Raw genomic sequence first — 15,589 nt, forward strand, 5'->3', positions numbered from 1 at the left:
GTTAAAAGTTTCGCTTTATCTATAAAAGCCAGTTATGACTATACTGCTTCGAAAATGAAAGATATAATAACCTTGACAGAAAATGTTGTAAATTATCTAGAAAATAGAGCTTTCGCAAAACAAGATAAAATAGAGTTTACGGTGGGTTCAGGTGAAAAAATAAATAAAAATGAACTGGTATTCTTTTGTTTAATTGAACAAGTGTATGTTATTTGAAAAATATTGGGGCATTGACAACATTGTGTCACGTTATTTGACAAGAAAAAGATAATTTGTTATAATCAAGTTTACAGAAATATATAGACAGACATACTAGAGAGAAATGGAAGATGTTTAAGTTTAAAGCTTAGACTATAAGTTAACGAAAAGATTTAAGTTTTTACCTCCCTATTTCTTATGGTGTGGTCTGTCTATTATTTTTTATTCGTGATAGGTGTATTTTTTCAGTAAACACTGGAGGAATATATTATGAAGAATAAAAAAAATTCGTTCTGGAAGTATTTGGTTATCTTATTCTGTAATGTTTTGAAAATATTGGAGTCGTATAGTACTCCTGAAATAGGTTCAAATTTAGCGGAAGTACTGAAAAAAATCAGTCAGGACGTCAAAGAAATTTGCCTCTCTTATATTCAAACTCAAAAAGAGAATAGAACACAGATAATTAAAAATAAAGATTCAAAACCCATTTATCCACCCCCCATATTGTGGCGTGATAAATGTAAGCGAAAGCCAAACAAAAATAAGACAAAAAGAAAACGACGCAAGACTTACAAAAAGCGTCGTTAACAAATATTTATCAATACACCTATCACATCCGAATCATCTAAATATTGCAGTATTTAGATGATTTTTTATTTTATCAATTTCTTGAAAAATAAAATTGTAAATAAGTGGCAAAGAACTATTTTTATATAATATATAAAAATCCAAGTTATTTTAAATAAAATAACTATGATAGTATACCACACCCACGACACTGAGTCAACACTTTTATAGATTTGTATACGTTTTCAGTATATCGAAAAGTACTAATAATAGCAAATAAAATGTGGCTTTATTTAAAAATATTTCTCTTTTTTATTATTCTCTGAATTTTCTATAATTTATATACCTTGCTACAATAGTAAAGAAAGGAGAAATTTTGACAAATCATCACAAGAACAATTTAGAAAATATAAAAACCATAGCCATCGGATACGCCCGTGTTAGCTCAACAGATAATCGACAAGAATTAGGTCTATCTGTTCAAACTGAAGCTCTCAAATTCTGCGATAAGCTCTATATCGAAAAAGATTCAGGCGGAAATCAGGAGCGACAACAACTTGACAAAGCGTTAAAATTAGCCAAGAATTATGCTAAACAAGGGGTTGAAACAAATTTTGTCGTATATAAATTGGATAGACTTACCAGAAAGATGTTTCACCTCTCTGCTATTATTGAAGATTTAACCAAACATGGTATTCATCTTCAATCTATTCATGAAAATATTGAAACAGACTCTTTAACTGGGAAATTCTTTTGCTTGATGCTGGGTTATGTGGCAGAATGGGAGCTTCAAGCAATTTCTGAACGTACTAAAGACGGACTGCGTAAAGCGAAAGAAAAAGGTGTGAAGCTTGGCAATAAAGGGCTGTCTAAAGTTACCGAAAAACAAATAATCGAGCAATACCTACGAAACGAATTGCCTGTGCGCAAGATTGCGAATCAGCTGAATATTTCTACCGCAACTATTTATAATGTACTAAAGCGCAATGGTATTCAAATAAATAGAAAAAATCATCTATAATTGATTGACAAATCCTTAGAAAAATAGTAAATTTAACCTATCAACAGTTTTAGTAAACGGTCGTCAACTAAAACAATGAAAAATCAAAAAATGCCAACCTGACAGAGCCTATAAACCTTGTCAAATCAGCATTTTAAATATTTTTATTGGTAACTTTGATTGTTTTAATAAACGACCGTTCGCTAAAACAAACTCACACCTATTGTAGCAGGTATTTTTGAGTAAAAATAAAATAAGGAGGTTTTTCGTATTAAGATAAATACGATTTTTAATGTGCTACAAATGCTTAGAGGTTTTGTTAAGGAGAAAATATGGCTTTTTTGATATTGGTAATTGCGATTGTAGGTGGATTTTTTTGGTTTAAAATACAATCAAATGAGTCTGCTACAAAGGAATACAACGAAAAATTGGAACTAGCTAGAAGAGTGCTAGAAACAGCCCAAAATATCCGTTATGAACTTTTAGCTGACCTCAATGAAATTGGAGGAAAACTAGGTTCCGCAAATCGTGATGAATACAAGCAACTTTTTCGAGAAAAAGAAGATACCGAAAGATTTGTAAGAAGATTAGAAGTGGTCATACCAAACCTAGAGGAAGCTTTACGATGGAAAACGGAAGTCGAAGGGGGGCGTGAGAAAATAGAAATGGCTCTTTTAGATTTATCAACACAGAGTGGGCTAACTTTGGAAGAATGGGCGAAAAACTTTGGACTTAAAATATAAAACAAGGAGGAATCGTAATGGGAAACCCTAATGAATGGTATTGTGCTTGTGAACGAGCTTTAAGCGGTAATAAATGCGATTGGTGTAAAGAAGCTATTTACCACAATCTTTCTTACCATAACTGCAATTATGGAACTTGTCAAAAGAAATCTGGATGGTAATCATTATGATTAAACAAGTTAAAAAAATTCTTACAGCAACTATTGAATGCCCAACCTGCGGGCGAAAAACAAGCGACCGACCAGAACGGTGTTGTAACTGTGGTAATAAACTATAGGAGGACAAATATGACTGAAAGATGCACAAAATGTAACGAAGTTTTATGGTTTTATGCAGCAGATTATGCACGTGGTAAAGTTATAAAAGTTTGTAAAAATCCTAAATGTACAATGTATAATTTTCAAATATCCTTTAGTGAACGATAGTTGAATACATAAAAAAGACGGCTCATTTGAACCGTCTTTTAGCTTACATATAAGATGCGTGAACTCAGATTATTTTTAGAGTGCTGAGTGTCAGGCTGTCTGATTCCGAGCTTTATTTGATATATGGCGCTAAAAATTGTAAGAGTAACAACATTGAAACCGCAATGCTATTGTTAATGATATGGGCCATGATACAGTACTCTAACTTTTGAAACTTACGATATGCTATTCCAAGGGCAAGACCCATACCTGCATATACAATCCAAACACCGATACTATTCGGCATATGAACAAGGCCAAAAAGTAAACTACTAACAATCAAGCCAACAATAGAATATGGATTAAAGACGCGTCCCATGAGGAGCCCGCGAAAAACCAGCTCTTCCACAATCGGTGCCATAATTACCGTAAACGTTATGAGGAGGAAGGGATTCATATGGGCATTTTCTATGGCTGCCTGATTGGTGCTATTACTAACACCTTCCATCATCATGACCATAGAACCAATCCTAGTAACGATATAAATACCTAGGTAGGTCAAGCCAATCATACCCCAGGCCTTCAGGGAAGAAAGGGCCTTAAAGCCTTCGAAAAGCCCAAGACGTTTTCCTAAGAAAAGAGCTCCTGCGCTCATAAGAAGCAAGACAAAAATTAAGAGACAGACCAGCCTTATATCTTTGACACCTAAATAGATGGTTGGAACTTGATCAATAATTAGTATTAGGAAAGCTAGTAAAAAATAAAGAAAGCGTTTGAGAATTGACCCTTTGTTCATGAGAATCCACCTCTTTTCATCATTTATTTGTATCTTTATTATAATACAACAAAACTTACTTGACAAGACAAAAAGAGAACGAGAGGTGAATTTTTCAAGATAATATAGGCTCTTATCCTATTTTAGATAGGATGAGACGAATAAGAGCAAATCCCAATACTAAGCCATAGAGCAAGACTGATAAGACTGTAACATATGGCAACTGAATATTGACAAAGGCATATAGAGCAATCAAAGCAAAGATAAGCAAAAACTCTAAAATCAGAGTTGCAACTGCTGTCGCCATTAAAATCTGTTTATTTCGCTCATCATAGGCAGCAATATACATCTGGTGAAGACGTTTAGGATGAGTAAGCGTCGCAAAATAATAGATTGACAAGACATAAACCCCAATGGTAAGTCCTAAAACTAAGCCTAGAGCATAATCACTAAGACTGTTAGAGCGAATAATAAACAATCCCAAAACACCCAAAGACAAAAGAGAACAGGCTACTCGTGTAATGTATTTCTTAAACTCATCCTCTGTTTTTCTCTTTCCTACTAACATTTTTATTAACATATCTTAACACTCCCTTTATTATCCTTTATAAGAGCAATATAACTTTTTTCACTGACAACTTTAAACACTTATTCACCTTAAACGAAAAGACTGAGTAGTACACTTATGCTATTGTTTAAGATATGAACACCCATACTGTACTCGATACGCTTAGTCTTATAATATGTTATCGCAAGACCAGCTGACATAACACCATAGATGACAATTGTCTGAAGCGTAAATGCTGAGTGACCAGCCATAAAGAGAAGACTGGAAATAACAAGACCCGTCTTAAAGTATTTTCCAAAGAGCACCTTGGCTAAGAGTCCCCTAAAAATGATTTCTTCCATAATAGGAACGATAAAACCTACTACTGCAAACTTAAGATAGGTTGGTACGTGAATAAATATCTTATTTAAAGCATCTTGATTTTCCATAGTCGCATTGTGTGTTAACTGACCAACAAAATACCCTAGAAGATCACCTAGGAAAAAGATGACGAGATTAAGAGAAGCAATCGCAACGAGACGTCTCCAATTAATCTCTTTAAGCGATAAGAGTTTAAATCTATAAGCAATCACGATAAAAATAGCCAAACTCCCTAATGCCCAAATACCGTAACCTATTTGCTCCACAAGTGAAAACTTACCATCCTGAGTAAGTAGCGGGAAAGCACCTAATAGTGTTAAATCTAAGATTAGTAGAGTGAGCGCTAAAACAATAACACCAATTTTCTTCATTACCTGTTTAAACATATCTTTTCTCCTTAATCTTCCTCAAAAATAAAGACTTCTTCAATAGTCTTTCCAAAATACCTAGCAATTTTAAAAGCTAGTTCCAACGACGCATTATAGCGACCTTTTTCGAGTGAAATGATGGTCTGTCTCGTGACCCCCATCTCATCTGCTAAGTCTGCCTGACTAATCTTATTAGCCTTACGAAGTTCCTGAATTTTTGTTTCCATGTGGTACCTCAACTTTATCGTTTATTCTCAAATAGTTAAACTCCTTACTTTTCTTTGTTAAGTTTACTTTACATATATAGTATAGTTCACTTTACATTTTTTGTAAAGTCTCTTTTACATTTTTTATAAAGTTTTCTTTACTTATTGAATTACACATTTATAAACATAGGCGAATGATTCTGTCAGAGCATTCAAAAAAGCTGGCCAATCACTCAGCCAACTTTTCTGGTCTTATCAAATTTTTGATAACTTATTTAGTTTTAAGGCGCTCAACATCACGCGCAATCACCAACTCTTCATCTGTTGGGATAACAAATACTTTAACAGCTGACTCTGCTGTTGTAATGTCGCCTACATGTCCAAAGACATTCTTTTCAGGATCCACTTCAATACCAAACCAAGTGAGACCATCCAAGACTGAAGCACGAACTTCTGCAGAGTTTTCACCAATACCTGCTGTAAAGACGATAGCATCCGCTCCGTTCAACACACCGAAGTATTGAGCAATGTATTTACGCAAACGATCCACATAAAGATTATAGGCCAAGGCACATTTTTCATCGCCAGCATTCTTACCAGCAATGATATCACGCATATCACTTGATTTTTCAGAAATACCAAGGAGACCTGATTCCTTATTAAAGACGTGACGGATACGCTCTGCATCTGCCATTTCAGGCTCACGGTCGATAACAAATGGAATAATCGCAGGGTCAAGATCCCCAGTACGTGTTCCCATCATAACGCCACCAAGTGGTGTCAACCCCATTGACGTGTCTACTGATTTACCACCAGCAACGGCAGTAATTGAAACACCATTTCCCACATGGGCTGTGATAATCTTAGTTTCTTCAATTGGCTTACCTAACAACTTAGCTGCTTCTTGAGAAACATATTGGTGGCTAGTTCCGTGTGCTCCATACTTACGGACTTGGTAGTCTGTATAGTAACGATTAGGCACTGGATAACGGTAGGCCACTTCCGGCATAGATGTATGGAAGGCTGTATCAAAAACAGCAACACTGGTAATATCTGGGAGGAGCTCCTTAAAGGCCCGAATCCCTGAAGCTGCACCTGGATTGTGCAAAGGTGCTAAGGCTGACAATTCTTCAATCTTAGCCAAGGCATCTTCATCCACCAAGCTTGATTCTTTGAAATATTCTCCACCAGCAACCACACGGTGACCAACACCTGTAATTTCATCATAACTCTTGATAATATCAAAACGAATCAAATCATCAAGCAAGATTTTTACTGCCTGAACATGGTCAGCAATATCTAGGGTTTGCGATTCTGAACGGTCATCAAATTTTACTGTTGAAACAGAATCCTTCAAGCCGATACGTTCAATCAACCCCTTAGCAAGAACAACTTCATCTGGCATCTCATATAGTTGCCATTTCAAGCTTGAGCTTCCTGCATTAATTGCTATTGTTTTTGTCATAAGCCACCTCTTTGTAAAACGCTTTCAATAATATAGTCCTATTCTAACATGTTTTGCTAGAAAATGGAATTATCTGATTTCCATTTTTGGAAATTATCTGTAAAATCCTTGAGGATCTCTGGGTTTTGCAAATCGCTAAGTGGATAAACGAAGGTCTCTGGAGCATTTTCAGTTTGTTTTTTAAGCACGAAGATAGACTTCATGCTATGTTTATTGCCAAAAGCTGCTTCTGGAAGAGTGATAACGGCAATAATATCAGCATATCCTGATAGCCATTTCTTAAGCAAGTCACTTTGTGGGCTTGTCAAAAGATTAGTTGGTGCCAAAAGAATAGCAATACCATCTTTCTTCAGGTACTTGAGTGATTGCTCCATGAGAAGGTGATGGGCATAGGTGTGTTCACCAGTTGCTGCAACCTTGAAACGACTCGCAATCTCATCATTTGGGTAATACCCAACAGGTAGGTCACTGATAATAACATCACTCTCTTTGAGAATGTGTGGTCGAACAGCATCTTCTTGGATGTAAACTGCACTTGAATTCACCACATCAGCAATACTAGCTGACAAATCGATAAGGAGATCGTCAACCTCCATTCCCATATAATTAAGGGTTTTCTGACTATTATTTAGAAGAGTTTCAGCCAAGTTTCCTGTCCCTGAACCAATCTCCAAAATATCTAATTGGTCGTCCTTGGTCAAACCTTCGAGTAGGTAAAGAATGATAAATCCAATAGCATCTGGTGTAAATTGGTGATTGGCTTGTAAAGCTTCCAATTGCCCTAGTTTGATAAACAAGAACTGAAAAGCACGACGCCACTCCTCTTTACTTAGATCAAGAGCACGTAATTTCTCGTTGTTTTTGATGATGACTTCATTAGCTACCTCAGCCCCCAAATAATAGGAATTTTGCTCAATAAGTGCATCGTAAGCATGGGTTCCAAGATCATTTTCAATGGTTTGGACATTTTCTAACAATAGCTCAAAAGCTGTCTCAATTGCTTCAAAATTCATGATTTCCTCCGTCCTTCTATCATATCAAAAAGGGAAGAGAATTTCTATTTCTGCTCCTGTTTCTTCATATAACGATAGGTCTTGATTTGGCCTTTACTGGCAACTCTAACAATCACTTGTTTGTCCTTAACCTCATAAGTCGTAGTTCCCTGAGAAAAACTAAAAGCACCAGCTTCCTTGTCCGCCAAGTCCATGGTCATTTCTGCCATGAGATGACTTTGACTGGAAGTCATTTGCGCTTGGTTTTGTCTAGAGCTAGCAACCACCCGCTCCAGATAAACATGAAGAAGAAGTGTGAAAATGCCAGCCATAAAAAGAGCGTAGAGGAGAACGCCTCCCCTAACCTGTTTTTTCAAAAGCATAAACAAAACTCCTTTGTAGCCCATTTTTAAGAGTCACTTGGATAGTGACTATCTGGTTATTTTGACTAATCGTACTAGATTTTACATTGAAAAGCATTGGTTGGTAGCCTCGACCGTCAGCATTTGTTTTTCGAAAATCAGTAGCACTTGAAAGTCCAAAAGCCAGGTCTTGATTATCCTGCTTAACATAGAGTTTGTTCCCTTCTACCTTTACAAACTGACAACCTTCTAACTCTGCCTCCATTTGTTGAACAAATAGAAGCCAGTCTTGGTTTTCTTGTTGCTTGACCTGCTTAACATTGCTCACCAATACTGTGGTCAGACCTTGATAAACTTGAATTGAACCAGCAATCACCAACAAGGCTACTAGACATTCCAAGAGGGTAAAGGCGCGGACCTTACTATTTAGAGACATGAATAATCTCCTTTCCTGATTCATAAACCGCGATACCTTGCTTGCTACGTTTTACTGTCACTGTGATACCATTTAAGGTCAACTGATCCTGTTTGGTCTGAACTGCCATGGTTGCCACACTCAAAACCTCCTGTTGGTGGAGATTCCTAGCCATTAACCTACGATTGGTATTGATTTGATCTAATATAAGACCACTGACAAGCACTAAGACAGCCATTGCTACCAGGCTTTCGATAAGAATATAGCCTCTAAGAGACCGTCTTTTTATATTTACCACTGCCCATGTTAAGCTGATAGGTCACCACCTCCTTATCACTTGAAAAACGAATCTTGGTGAGGCTCGAGTTGCCTCCTTTGGCATCAAACATTAGCGTCTGCCCCTTATCAAGATGAATACTTTTAGGAATCACCAGACTGGATTTTCCGTTACTGATTTTATCCTTGGTCAACTGCAATTCAACATTGGCCCCTTCTGCCGCTGCCAAGCGCTGACTATCTCGGTATAGGTACTCAAAGCGCAGATAAAAAAGGTTAGTTTCAACCTGTTGAAAAATACCTGTCACTGAGCCTGACAAACTCAGAGTGAGAAAGGCAACCACTGCTAGTGTCACCAGACTCTCCAACAAGGTGAAGGCTCTAATTGGCCACTGAGCGGCTTTCGCCACCATGTTTCGCATAGTAATCATTGTATGAATCTGCCTGTTTTTGCGTGATTTGACCTTCTGAAACAAGAGCTGCTAAGCTAGCTGTCTTGTTATTCTTCATTTCATAAAGTTCTGCTTGAGAATCCACGACCTTGACCACAGCCGCATTTCCAGTCTCTTTAACAGAATCCTTCTGCTTACTCAAGTTAGGAACAAAAAGCAAGAGGAGAATACTGATAATGAGAAGCACGACTAGCATTTCAATTAACGTAAAAGCTCGTAGTTTAACGGCATTCAATTTTTTAAACATCATTTTCATGATATCATTCCTTCCATATTTTGATACATTGGTAATAGCATGGCTGCATAGATCATTACAATCACGACAGCAACAATAACAAAAATGAGGGGTTGCACAAAGGTTGTTGCCTTATTAAGACGGTTAAAGAAAGCCTGCCAAACCTCTTCAGCATAGACTTCTAACTCATAGCCCAACCTAGCATTAGCCTCTCCATAAGCAATAATCAAGGATAGTTCCTTAGTGAAAAAAGGGTGAGTAGCAATACGGTCAGGAAAACTCTGTCCTAGCATCAAGGCCTCTTCTAAATCAGCCCCCAGCTCACGAAAGAGCTTGGACTTTTGCTCTTGCATAAGAGAAACCAAGTCTAACAGGTCAATGCCTTGTCCTAAGAGATTTCCCCATTCCCTAGCATAATAGGCGGTCGTATATAGCCTGACAGTTTGGCCTATGAAAGGGATTTTTGCCATTCGTCGATAAAAGACAAGGGCTGGCTGGTGTTTGACCCATAGATAAAGAATTAAGCTTAATACAAGAAGTCCACACAAACCCACAAAGAAGAGCTGGGGAAAGATTTGAACCAACTGTACAGCCCAATTATCCTTACCATCACCCTCTAACAGTTGAGGCAAAAGATAATTTTTAAGTCCTAACATAATCAGAATCAGGAAACCCAGGAGTAGGATAGGGTAGGTCGCTACCTCCATGAGTTTCTTACGAACCTTGGTCATGCGAAGCATGTAGGTTTCAATCTTGGTTAAACTCCCTAGAAGATTACCGTGCTTATCAGCAAGGGCAATCTGAGTAACAATATTGTCCGAAAAACCCACTGACGCAAACATCTGGTCTAGCCTGTCGCCTCGCATTAAGCTTGCTTTCATAAGAGATAATGACGATTCTTTCAACAAGTGACTTCGCTCCAAAAAGGCTACGATTTCAGTTAAAGTAAACCCTGCCTTTAGAAGTTGTTTGAAAAGCTGGATAACCTTGACTTGCTGATTAATCTTTAATTTTTTCCCCTTGGATATCCCCTTCAGTGAGATATCCTTGTTGAACCAAGCCTTCCAACTGTTGGTTCCAGCTGGTTGACGAATGGCTTTGGAAATTTTCACTGGCAAAATCAATCACACCTCCTCCCTTAATCAAACGCATATAGGCAATCCCTTGAAGAGCATTATCCAACTCAGACTTATCTACACCAAGGTCCAGAAGACGCTCATAAACACCTGCCACACTCTTTGCGTGAATAGTTGAAAGAACAGTCACTCCTGTCAGACTAGCTCTAATAACCGCTCGAGCAGTCTCCTTATCTCGAATTTCTCCAATAATCAAAACATCCGGGCGGTGACGTAGTGATAGCTTAATCAAATTATCATAGGTCATGTCAATTGCCTGATTTACCTGGAGTTGCAAGACATTATCCTGTTTAATTTCCACAGGATCTTCAATCGAAATCACCTGCTGTCCCTTAAAACGCTCCTGAACCAATTCATGCATAAGCGTAGTCTTTCCAGAACCTACGGGACCTGCAAAGAGATACAAGCCACGATAATCCAAAGCATCCATAATCGGCTGGATTCCTTGATTCCAATACACCAATTCTCGACGTTCGGAATGTAGAACACGAATAACTAAACTTTCTAAGCCGCGATAATCCCCAACGGTTGATAAACGCAGAGAAACCCTTTGACCATCACCACAATCATAGTCACAGGAACCTAGTTGACTCCTACGCTTCTCACCCACCATCATTCCCGCCACAAATTTAAAGTGACCAATAAGACTAGCCATGAAATCAGGCCGATATACATCAATTAATCTCCTCTCCTGGCCAACTCGCATATAGAGCTCGTAATTATCCTGACGTGGAATGACATAGATGTCTTGAGCCCCACAACTATCAGCATTTTTGATCATTTCCTTAGCAAATTCTGTTACCATAAGGACCTCCTCATAGACCTATTCGTAAAAAGTTTAAGAAAATGAAAAGAAGCCCGAAAAAATTCGAGCTTCTGCATTGTTTAACGTTTAATTTTACAGTGGGCATGATTTGGAAGGTCATTTCGCTTTTCATATCCCGGACGGTATTTTTCCTCAGGAATTTCCTGCCAATCATCCAAAAGAGCAATCGATTGATAGACCTGCAGATATTCGTCACACTCCTCACACCAGTGTTTATCCTCTTGGTCCCAAAAAGCAGTCATGACACTACTACGGCTGATATAACTTGGCAAGGTTTCTTCCATGGCAAACCAAAGTTTTTTATAGTACTTGAGGGCATCATAAAAATTTTCAAATTCCTTAGTACTGATGATATCTTCTTGCCAGCCTTCTAAGAACCACCACGGTTCCAAATCCCCTTTCATTTCAACTACTTGGTACATTTTTCTTTCTCACTTCATCTTTGGTGTTCCTATTATACAAAATTTTCTGGAAAAGATAAAAAAAATGGTTTTATATTTATCAAAAATTGAAGAAATTCTAGTCATATAAATACGAAAAGAACTCACAATTCATTGTGAGTTCTTTTGATTTCGTTTTAGTCTTCAGATGATTCCACAATTGCTTCATCAACAGCAATGTTTTCAATAACTTCAACTTCGTTAACTGAAAGTGGTTCAATGTTACGGTAACGAGCCATACCTGTACCAGCAGGAATAGTCTTACCAATGATAACATTTTCTTTAAGACCAAGGAGATGGTCTTTCTTACCACGGATAGCTGCATCTGTAAGCACACGTGTTGTTTCTTGGAAGGAAGCCGCTGACAAGAATGAATTTGTTTCAAGTGAGGCTTTCGTAATACCAAGAAGGACTGGACGAGATGTTGCAGGAACACCACCAGAGATAACAATATCCTTGTTAGCATCTGTGAAGTCAGAAATGTCCATAAGTGTACCTGGAAGGAGATCTGTATCACCTGGATCCATAACACGTACTTTACGAAGCATTTGACGAACCATTACTTCGACGTGTTTGTCACCGATTTCTACCCCTTGGCTACGGTAAACTTTTTGTACTTCTGCAAGAAGATAAGTTTCAACTGACAAGGTATCACGCACTTCAAGGAGACGTTTAGGTTGGATTGACCCTTCTGTCAAGGCTGCACCACGGTGTACTTCGTCACCCACTTCAACTTTCATACGAGCTGTAAATGGAACAACGTATTCACCCATTCCAGTCTTACCTTGAACGAAGACTTTCTTAGTACGTGTTGCGGCATCTTCTTCGATTTCAATAACAGTACCTTTAACTTCAGTGATAACCGCTTCCCCTTTAGGGTTACGTGCTTCAAAGATTTCCTGAATACGTGGAAGACCCTGTGTGATATCGGTGTTTGAGGCTACCCCACCGGTGTGGAAGGTACGCATAGTAAGCTGTGTACCAGGTTCCCCGATAGATTGAGCGGCGATAGTACCAACTGCTTCACCAACTTCAACCGCATCACCTGTTGCCAAGTTGATACCGTAACAGTGACGGCAGACACCGTGACGTGTGTTACATGTAAAGACTGAACGGATAGTTACTTCTTCAACACCAGCATTGACAATAGCAGCAGCCATGTCTTCAGTAATCAAAGTATCTGGACCTACGATTACTTCACCTGTTGTAGGATTCTTAACTGATTTCTTAGTGTAACGACCTTGAAGACGTTCTTCAAGTGTTTCCGTAACTTCTTTACCGTCAGTAATCGCACGGATGAGAAGACCACGGTCTGTTCCACAGTCATCTTCACGGATGATAACATCTTGGGCAACGTCAACCAAACGACGAGTAAGGTAACCTGAGTCGGCTGTCTTAAGGGCCGTATCGGTCATACCTTTACGCGCACCGTGAGTAGAGAAGAACATTTCCAAAACGCTCAAACCTTCACGGAAGTTTGAAAGGATAGGCAATTCCATGATACGTCCGTTAGGAGCAGCCATCAAACCACGCATACCGGCAAGTTGAGAGAAGTTAGAGATGTTACCACGAGCTCCTGAGTCCATCATCATAACGATTGGGTTCTTAGGATCTTGTGTCTCAATCAGACGTTTTTCAAGTGCTTCTTTCGCTTCACGCCATGTTGTTGTAACAGCAACATAACGGTCATCATCTGTCATCAAACCACGACGGAAGGCCTTGTTAATTTCTTCAACACGGTGGTGAGCAGCATCAATAATTTCTTGTTTGTTATCGATAACTGGGATATCGGCGATACCCACTGTCAAACCAGCAAGTGTTGAGTGGTAGTAACCAAGGTCTTTCAAACGGTCAAGGAAGGCTGATGTTTCAGTCGTACGAAGACGTTTGAAGGTTTCAGCGATGATGTTACCAAGATTTTTCTTCTTGAATGGCGCATTAATTTCCAAACTATCAATAACTGTTTGGATATCTTGACCTGGTTCAAGGAAGTACTTATCTGGTGTACTATCTGTCAAGTTCTCATTTGTTGTTTCTTGAAGATATGGAATTTCTGCTGGAATGATTGAGTTAAAGAGAATCTTACCAACAGTTGTAACCAAAATCTTGTGAAGTTGGTTTTCTTTCCAAGGTTTATCAGGCATGCTGTCTACTGCGATACCGACACGGCTATGCAAGTGAACATAACCATTACGATAAGCCATAACTGCCTCATCAATATCCTTGAAGACCATACCTTCACCCTCACGGCCGTCTTCTTCCATAGTCAAGTAGTAGTTACCAAGAACCATATCCTGAGATGGCGTTACGACCGGTTTACCGTCTTTAGGGTTAAGGATGTGTTCAGCCGCAAGAAGGAGCAAACGTGCTTCAGCTTGAGCTTCTTCAGACAATGGAACGTGGATGGCCATTTGGTCACCGTCAAAGTCGGCATTGTAGGCCTCACATACCAATGGGTGAAGACGAAGGGCCTTACCATCAATCAAGACAGGTTCGAAGGCCTGGATACCCAAACGGTGGAGGGTAGGTGCGCGGTTAAGAAGTACTGGGTGTTCCTTGATAACATCTTCAAGAATATCCCAAATACGTTCATCACCACGTTCAACCATACGTTTAGCGGCTTTCACGTTACCTGCGTATTCACGCGCAACGATTTCACGCATCACAAATGGTTTGAAAAGTTCGATGGCCATCAAACGTGGCACACCACATTGGTACATTTTAAGTGTTGGACCAACGGCGATAACGGAACGTCCAGAGAAGTCAACACGTTTACCAAGCAAGTTTTGGCGGAAACGACCTTGTTTACCTTTAAGCATGTGGCTCAAAGATTTAAGTGGACGACTACCTGGTCCAGTGATTGGACGACCACGACGACCGTTGTCGATCAAAGCGTCAACCGCTTCTTGGAGCATCCGTTTTTCGTTTTGCACGATGATACCTGGGGCATTCAATTCAAGCAAACGAGCCAAACGATTGTTACGGTTGATAACACGACGATAAAGATCGTTCAAGTCAGATGCCGCAAAACGTCCACCATCCAATTGAACCATTGGACGAAGGTCTGGTGGCAATACTGGCAAGATGTTAAGCACCATCCATTCTGGTTTGTTACCAGACTTGTAGAAGGCATCAAGAACGTCCAAACGACGAACAGCTTTAACACGTTTTTGACCAGTTGCTGTTTTCAACTCTTCTTTGAGTTCAGCAATTTCAGCTTCCAAATCTACTTGTTTCAAGAGATCTTGGATAGCTTCGGCACCCATTTTAGCGACAAATGAACCATGTCCATACTCTTGCAATTTTTCACGATATTCACGTTCTGTCAAGAGAGATTTTGGTTCAAGTGGTGTTTCCTTTGGATCAATAACCACGTAAGCTGCGAAGTAAATAACTTCTTCAAGCGCACGAGGACTCATGTCCAAAGTCAATCCCATACGAGAAGGGATTCCCTTGAAGTACCAGATGTGTGATACTGGTGCTTTCAACTCGATGTGACCCATACGTTCACGACGAACCTTAGCACGTGTTACTTCAACACCACAGCGGTCACAAACGATACCTTTATAACGGATACGTTTGTATTTCCCACACGCACATTCCCAGTCTTTGGTAGGACCAAAGATCACTTCGTCGAAGAGACCTTCGCGTTCTGGTTTGAGCGTACGGTAGTTGATTGTTTCAGGTTTCTTAACTTCACCATAAGACCATGAACGGACCTTAGTTGGTGAAGCTAGTGTGATTTGCATACTTTTAAATCGATTTACGTCAACCACTAGTATTACCTTTCTTTTGTTCTAT

At 39.1% G+C, this 15,589-nt stretch carries 18 protein-coding genes and 1 pseudogene; 4 read left to right on the forward strand and 15 right to left on the reverse strand.

From position 1 onward, the window contains the following. The 4 genes and pseudogenes from H7U04_RS05870 to H7U04_RS05885 form a co-directional block, all read left to right on the forward strand. Positions 1–216: pseudogene (locus H7U04_RS05870) on the forward strand (hypothetical protein); the annotation flags it as partial. A gap of 252 nt (positions 217–468) precedes the next feature. Continuing rightward, on the forward strand, positions 469–786 hold the full coding sequence (locus H7U04_RS05875) for a hypothetical protein (protein WP_201059403.1): 318 nt from the start codon (positions 469–471) through the stop codon (positions 784–786). A 355-nt stretch (positions 787–1,141) separates the two neighbouring features. Beyond that, a complete protein-coding gene (locus H7U04_RS05880) occupies positions 1,142–1,786 on the forward strand; it encodes a recombinase family protein (RefSeq protein WP_201059405.1) in 645 nt (214 codons plus the stop codon). Positions 1,787–2,097: 311 nt separating this feature from the next. Beyond that, on the forward strand, positions 2,098–2,508 hold the full coding sequence (locus H7U04_RS05885) for a hypothetical protein (protein WP_201059407.1): 411 nt from the start codon (positions 2,098–2,100) through the stop codon (positions 2,506–2,508). A gap of 537 nt (positions 2,509–3,045) precedes the next feature. Here the strand turns inward: H7U04_RS05885 and H7U04_RS05890 are convergent. The 15 genes from H7U04_RS05890 to rpoC form a co-directional block, all read right to left on the reverse strand. Further along, complete coding sequence (locus H7U04_RS05890) at positions 3,046–3,708, reverse strand: CPBP family intramembrane glutamic endopeptidase (protein WP_013991258.1); 663 nt, start codon at positions 3,706–3,708, stop codon at positions 3,046–3,048. Positions 3,709–3,820: 112 nt separating this feature from the next. Further along, on the reverse strand, positions 3,821–4,267 hold the full coding sequence (locus tag H7U04_RS05895) for a hypothetical protein (RefSeq protein WP_013991259.1): 447 nt from the start codon (positions 4,265–4,267) through the stop codon (positions 3,821–3,823). 77 nt (positions 4,268–4,344) lie between these two features. After that, positions 4,345–5,001 carry a CPBP family intramembrane glutamic endopeptidase gene (locus tag H7U04_RS05900; RefSeq protein ID WP_064523497.1) on the reverse strand — a complete coding sequence of 219 codons (657 nt, stop codon included), beginning with the start codon at positions 4,999–5,001 and terminating at the stop codon, positions 4,345–4,347. A gap of 11 nt (positions 5,002–5,012) precedes the next feature. Beyond that, positions 5,013–5,210 (reverse strand): helix-turn-helix transcriptional regulator, encoded by a 198-nt coding sequence (locus tag H7U04_RS05905; protein ID WP_013991261.1) that lies wholly within the window; start codon positions 5,208–5,210, stop codon positions 5,013–5,015. Positions 5,211–5,460: 250 nt separating this feature from the next. Then, positions 5,461–6,654, reverse strand: a complete 1,194-nt coding sequence (locus H7U04_RS05910; RefSeq protein WP_073689934.1) for an acetate kinase — start codon at positions 6,652–6,654, stop codon at positions 5,461–5,463. A 56-nt stretch (positions 6,655–6,710) separates the two neighbouring features. Continuing rightward, positions 6,711–7,667 (reverse strand): class I SAM-dependent methyltransferase, encoded by a 957-nt coding sequence (locus H7U04_RS05915; RefSeq protein ID WP_073689935.1) that lies wholly within the window; start codon positions 7,665–7,667, stop codon positions 6,711–6,713. A 44-nt stretch (positions 7,668–7,711) separates the two neighbouring features. Continuing rightward, positions 7,712–8,029: a competence type IV pilus minor pilin ComGG gene (gene comGG, locus H7U04_RS05920; protein ID WP_060973072.1), complete on the reverse strand. Its 318-nt coding sequence runs from the start codon at positions 8,027–8,029 to the stop codon at positions 7,712–7,714. Further along, on the reverse strand, positions 8,007–8,444 hold the full coding sequence (gene comGF / locus H7U04_RS05925; RefSeq protein ID WP_037600123.1) for a competence type IV pilus minor pilin ComGF: 438 nt from the start codon (positions 8,442–8,444) through the stop codon (positions 8,007–8,009). The genes comGG and comGF overlap by 23 nt, the downstream gene beginning before the upstream one ends. Next, positions 8,431–8,721, reverse strand: a complete 291-nt coding sequence (gene comGE / locus H7U04_RS05930; RefSeq protein ID WP_073689936.1) for a competence type IV pilus minor pilin ComGE — start codon at positions 8,719–8,721, stop codon at positions 8,431–8,433. Before comGE ends, comGF begins: the two co-directional genes overlap by 14 nt. Then, positions 8,693–9,121 carry a competence type IV pilus minor pilin ComGD gene (comGD, locus tag H7U04_RS05935; RefSeq protein WP_253183867.1) on the reverse strand — a complete coding sequence of 143 codons (429 nt, stop codon included), beginning with the start codon at positions 9,119–9,121 and terminating at the stop codon, positions 8,693–8,695. Before comGD ends, comGE begins: the two co-directional genes overlap by 29 nt. Continuing rightward, a complete protein-coding gene (gene comGC, locus H7U04_RS05940) occupies positions 9,081–9,407 on the reverse strand; it encodes a competence type IV pilus major pilin ComGC (protein ID WP_070576715.1) in 327 nt (108 codons plus the stop codon). The genes comGD and comGC overlap by 41 nt, the downstream gene beginning before the upstream one ends. Further along, on the reverse strand, positions 9,404–10,504 hold the full coding sequence (gene comGB / locus H7U04_RS05945) for a competence type IV pilus assembly protein ComGB (RefSeq protein WP_142236643.1): 1,101 nt from the start codon (positions 10,502–10,504) through the stop codon (positions 9,404–9,406). Before comGB ends, comGC begins: the two co-directional genes overlap by 4 nt. Further along, a complete protein-coding gene (comGA, locus tag H7U04_RS05950; protein WP_002885658.1) occupies positions 10,386–11,327 on the reverse strand; it encodes a competence type IV pilus ATPase ComGA in 942 nt (313 codons plus the stop codon). The genes comGB and comGA overlap by 119 nt, the downstream gene beginning before the upstream one ends. Before the next feature lie 80 nt (positions 11,328–11,407). Further along, positions 11,408–11,770 (reverse strand): DUF1033 family protein, encoded by a 363-nt coding sequence (locus H7U04_RS05955; RefSeq protein ID WP_002887019.1) that lies wholly within the window; start codon positions 11,768–11,770, stop codon positions 11,408–11,410. A 155-nt stretch (positions 11,771–11,925) separates the two neighbouring features. After that, positions 11,926–15,564: a DNA-directed RNA polymerase subunit beta' gene (gene rpoC / locus H7U04_RS05960; RefSeq protein WP_070437474.1), complete on the reverse strand. Its 3,639-nt coding sequence runs from the start codon at positions 15,562–15,564 to the stop codon at positions 11,926–11,928. Between the last annotated feature and the right edge of the window lie 25 nt (positions 15,565–15,589).

The sequence above is a fragment of the Streptococcus sp. 22.1 genome (assembly GCF_016648645.1).
Taxonomy (GTDB): Bacteria; Bacillota; Bacilli; order Lactobacillales; family Streptococcaceae; genus Streptococcus.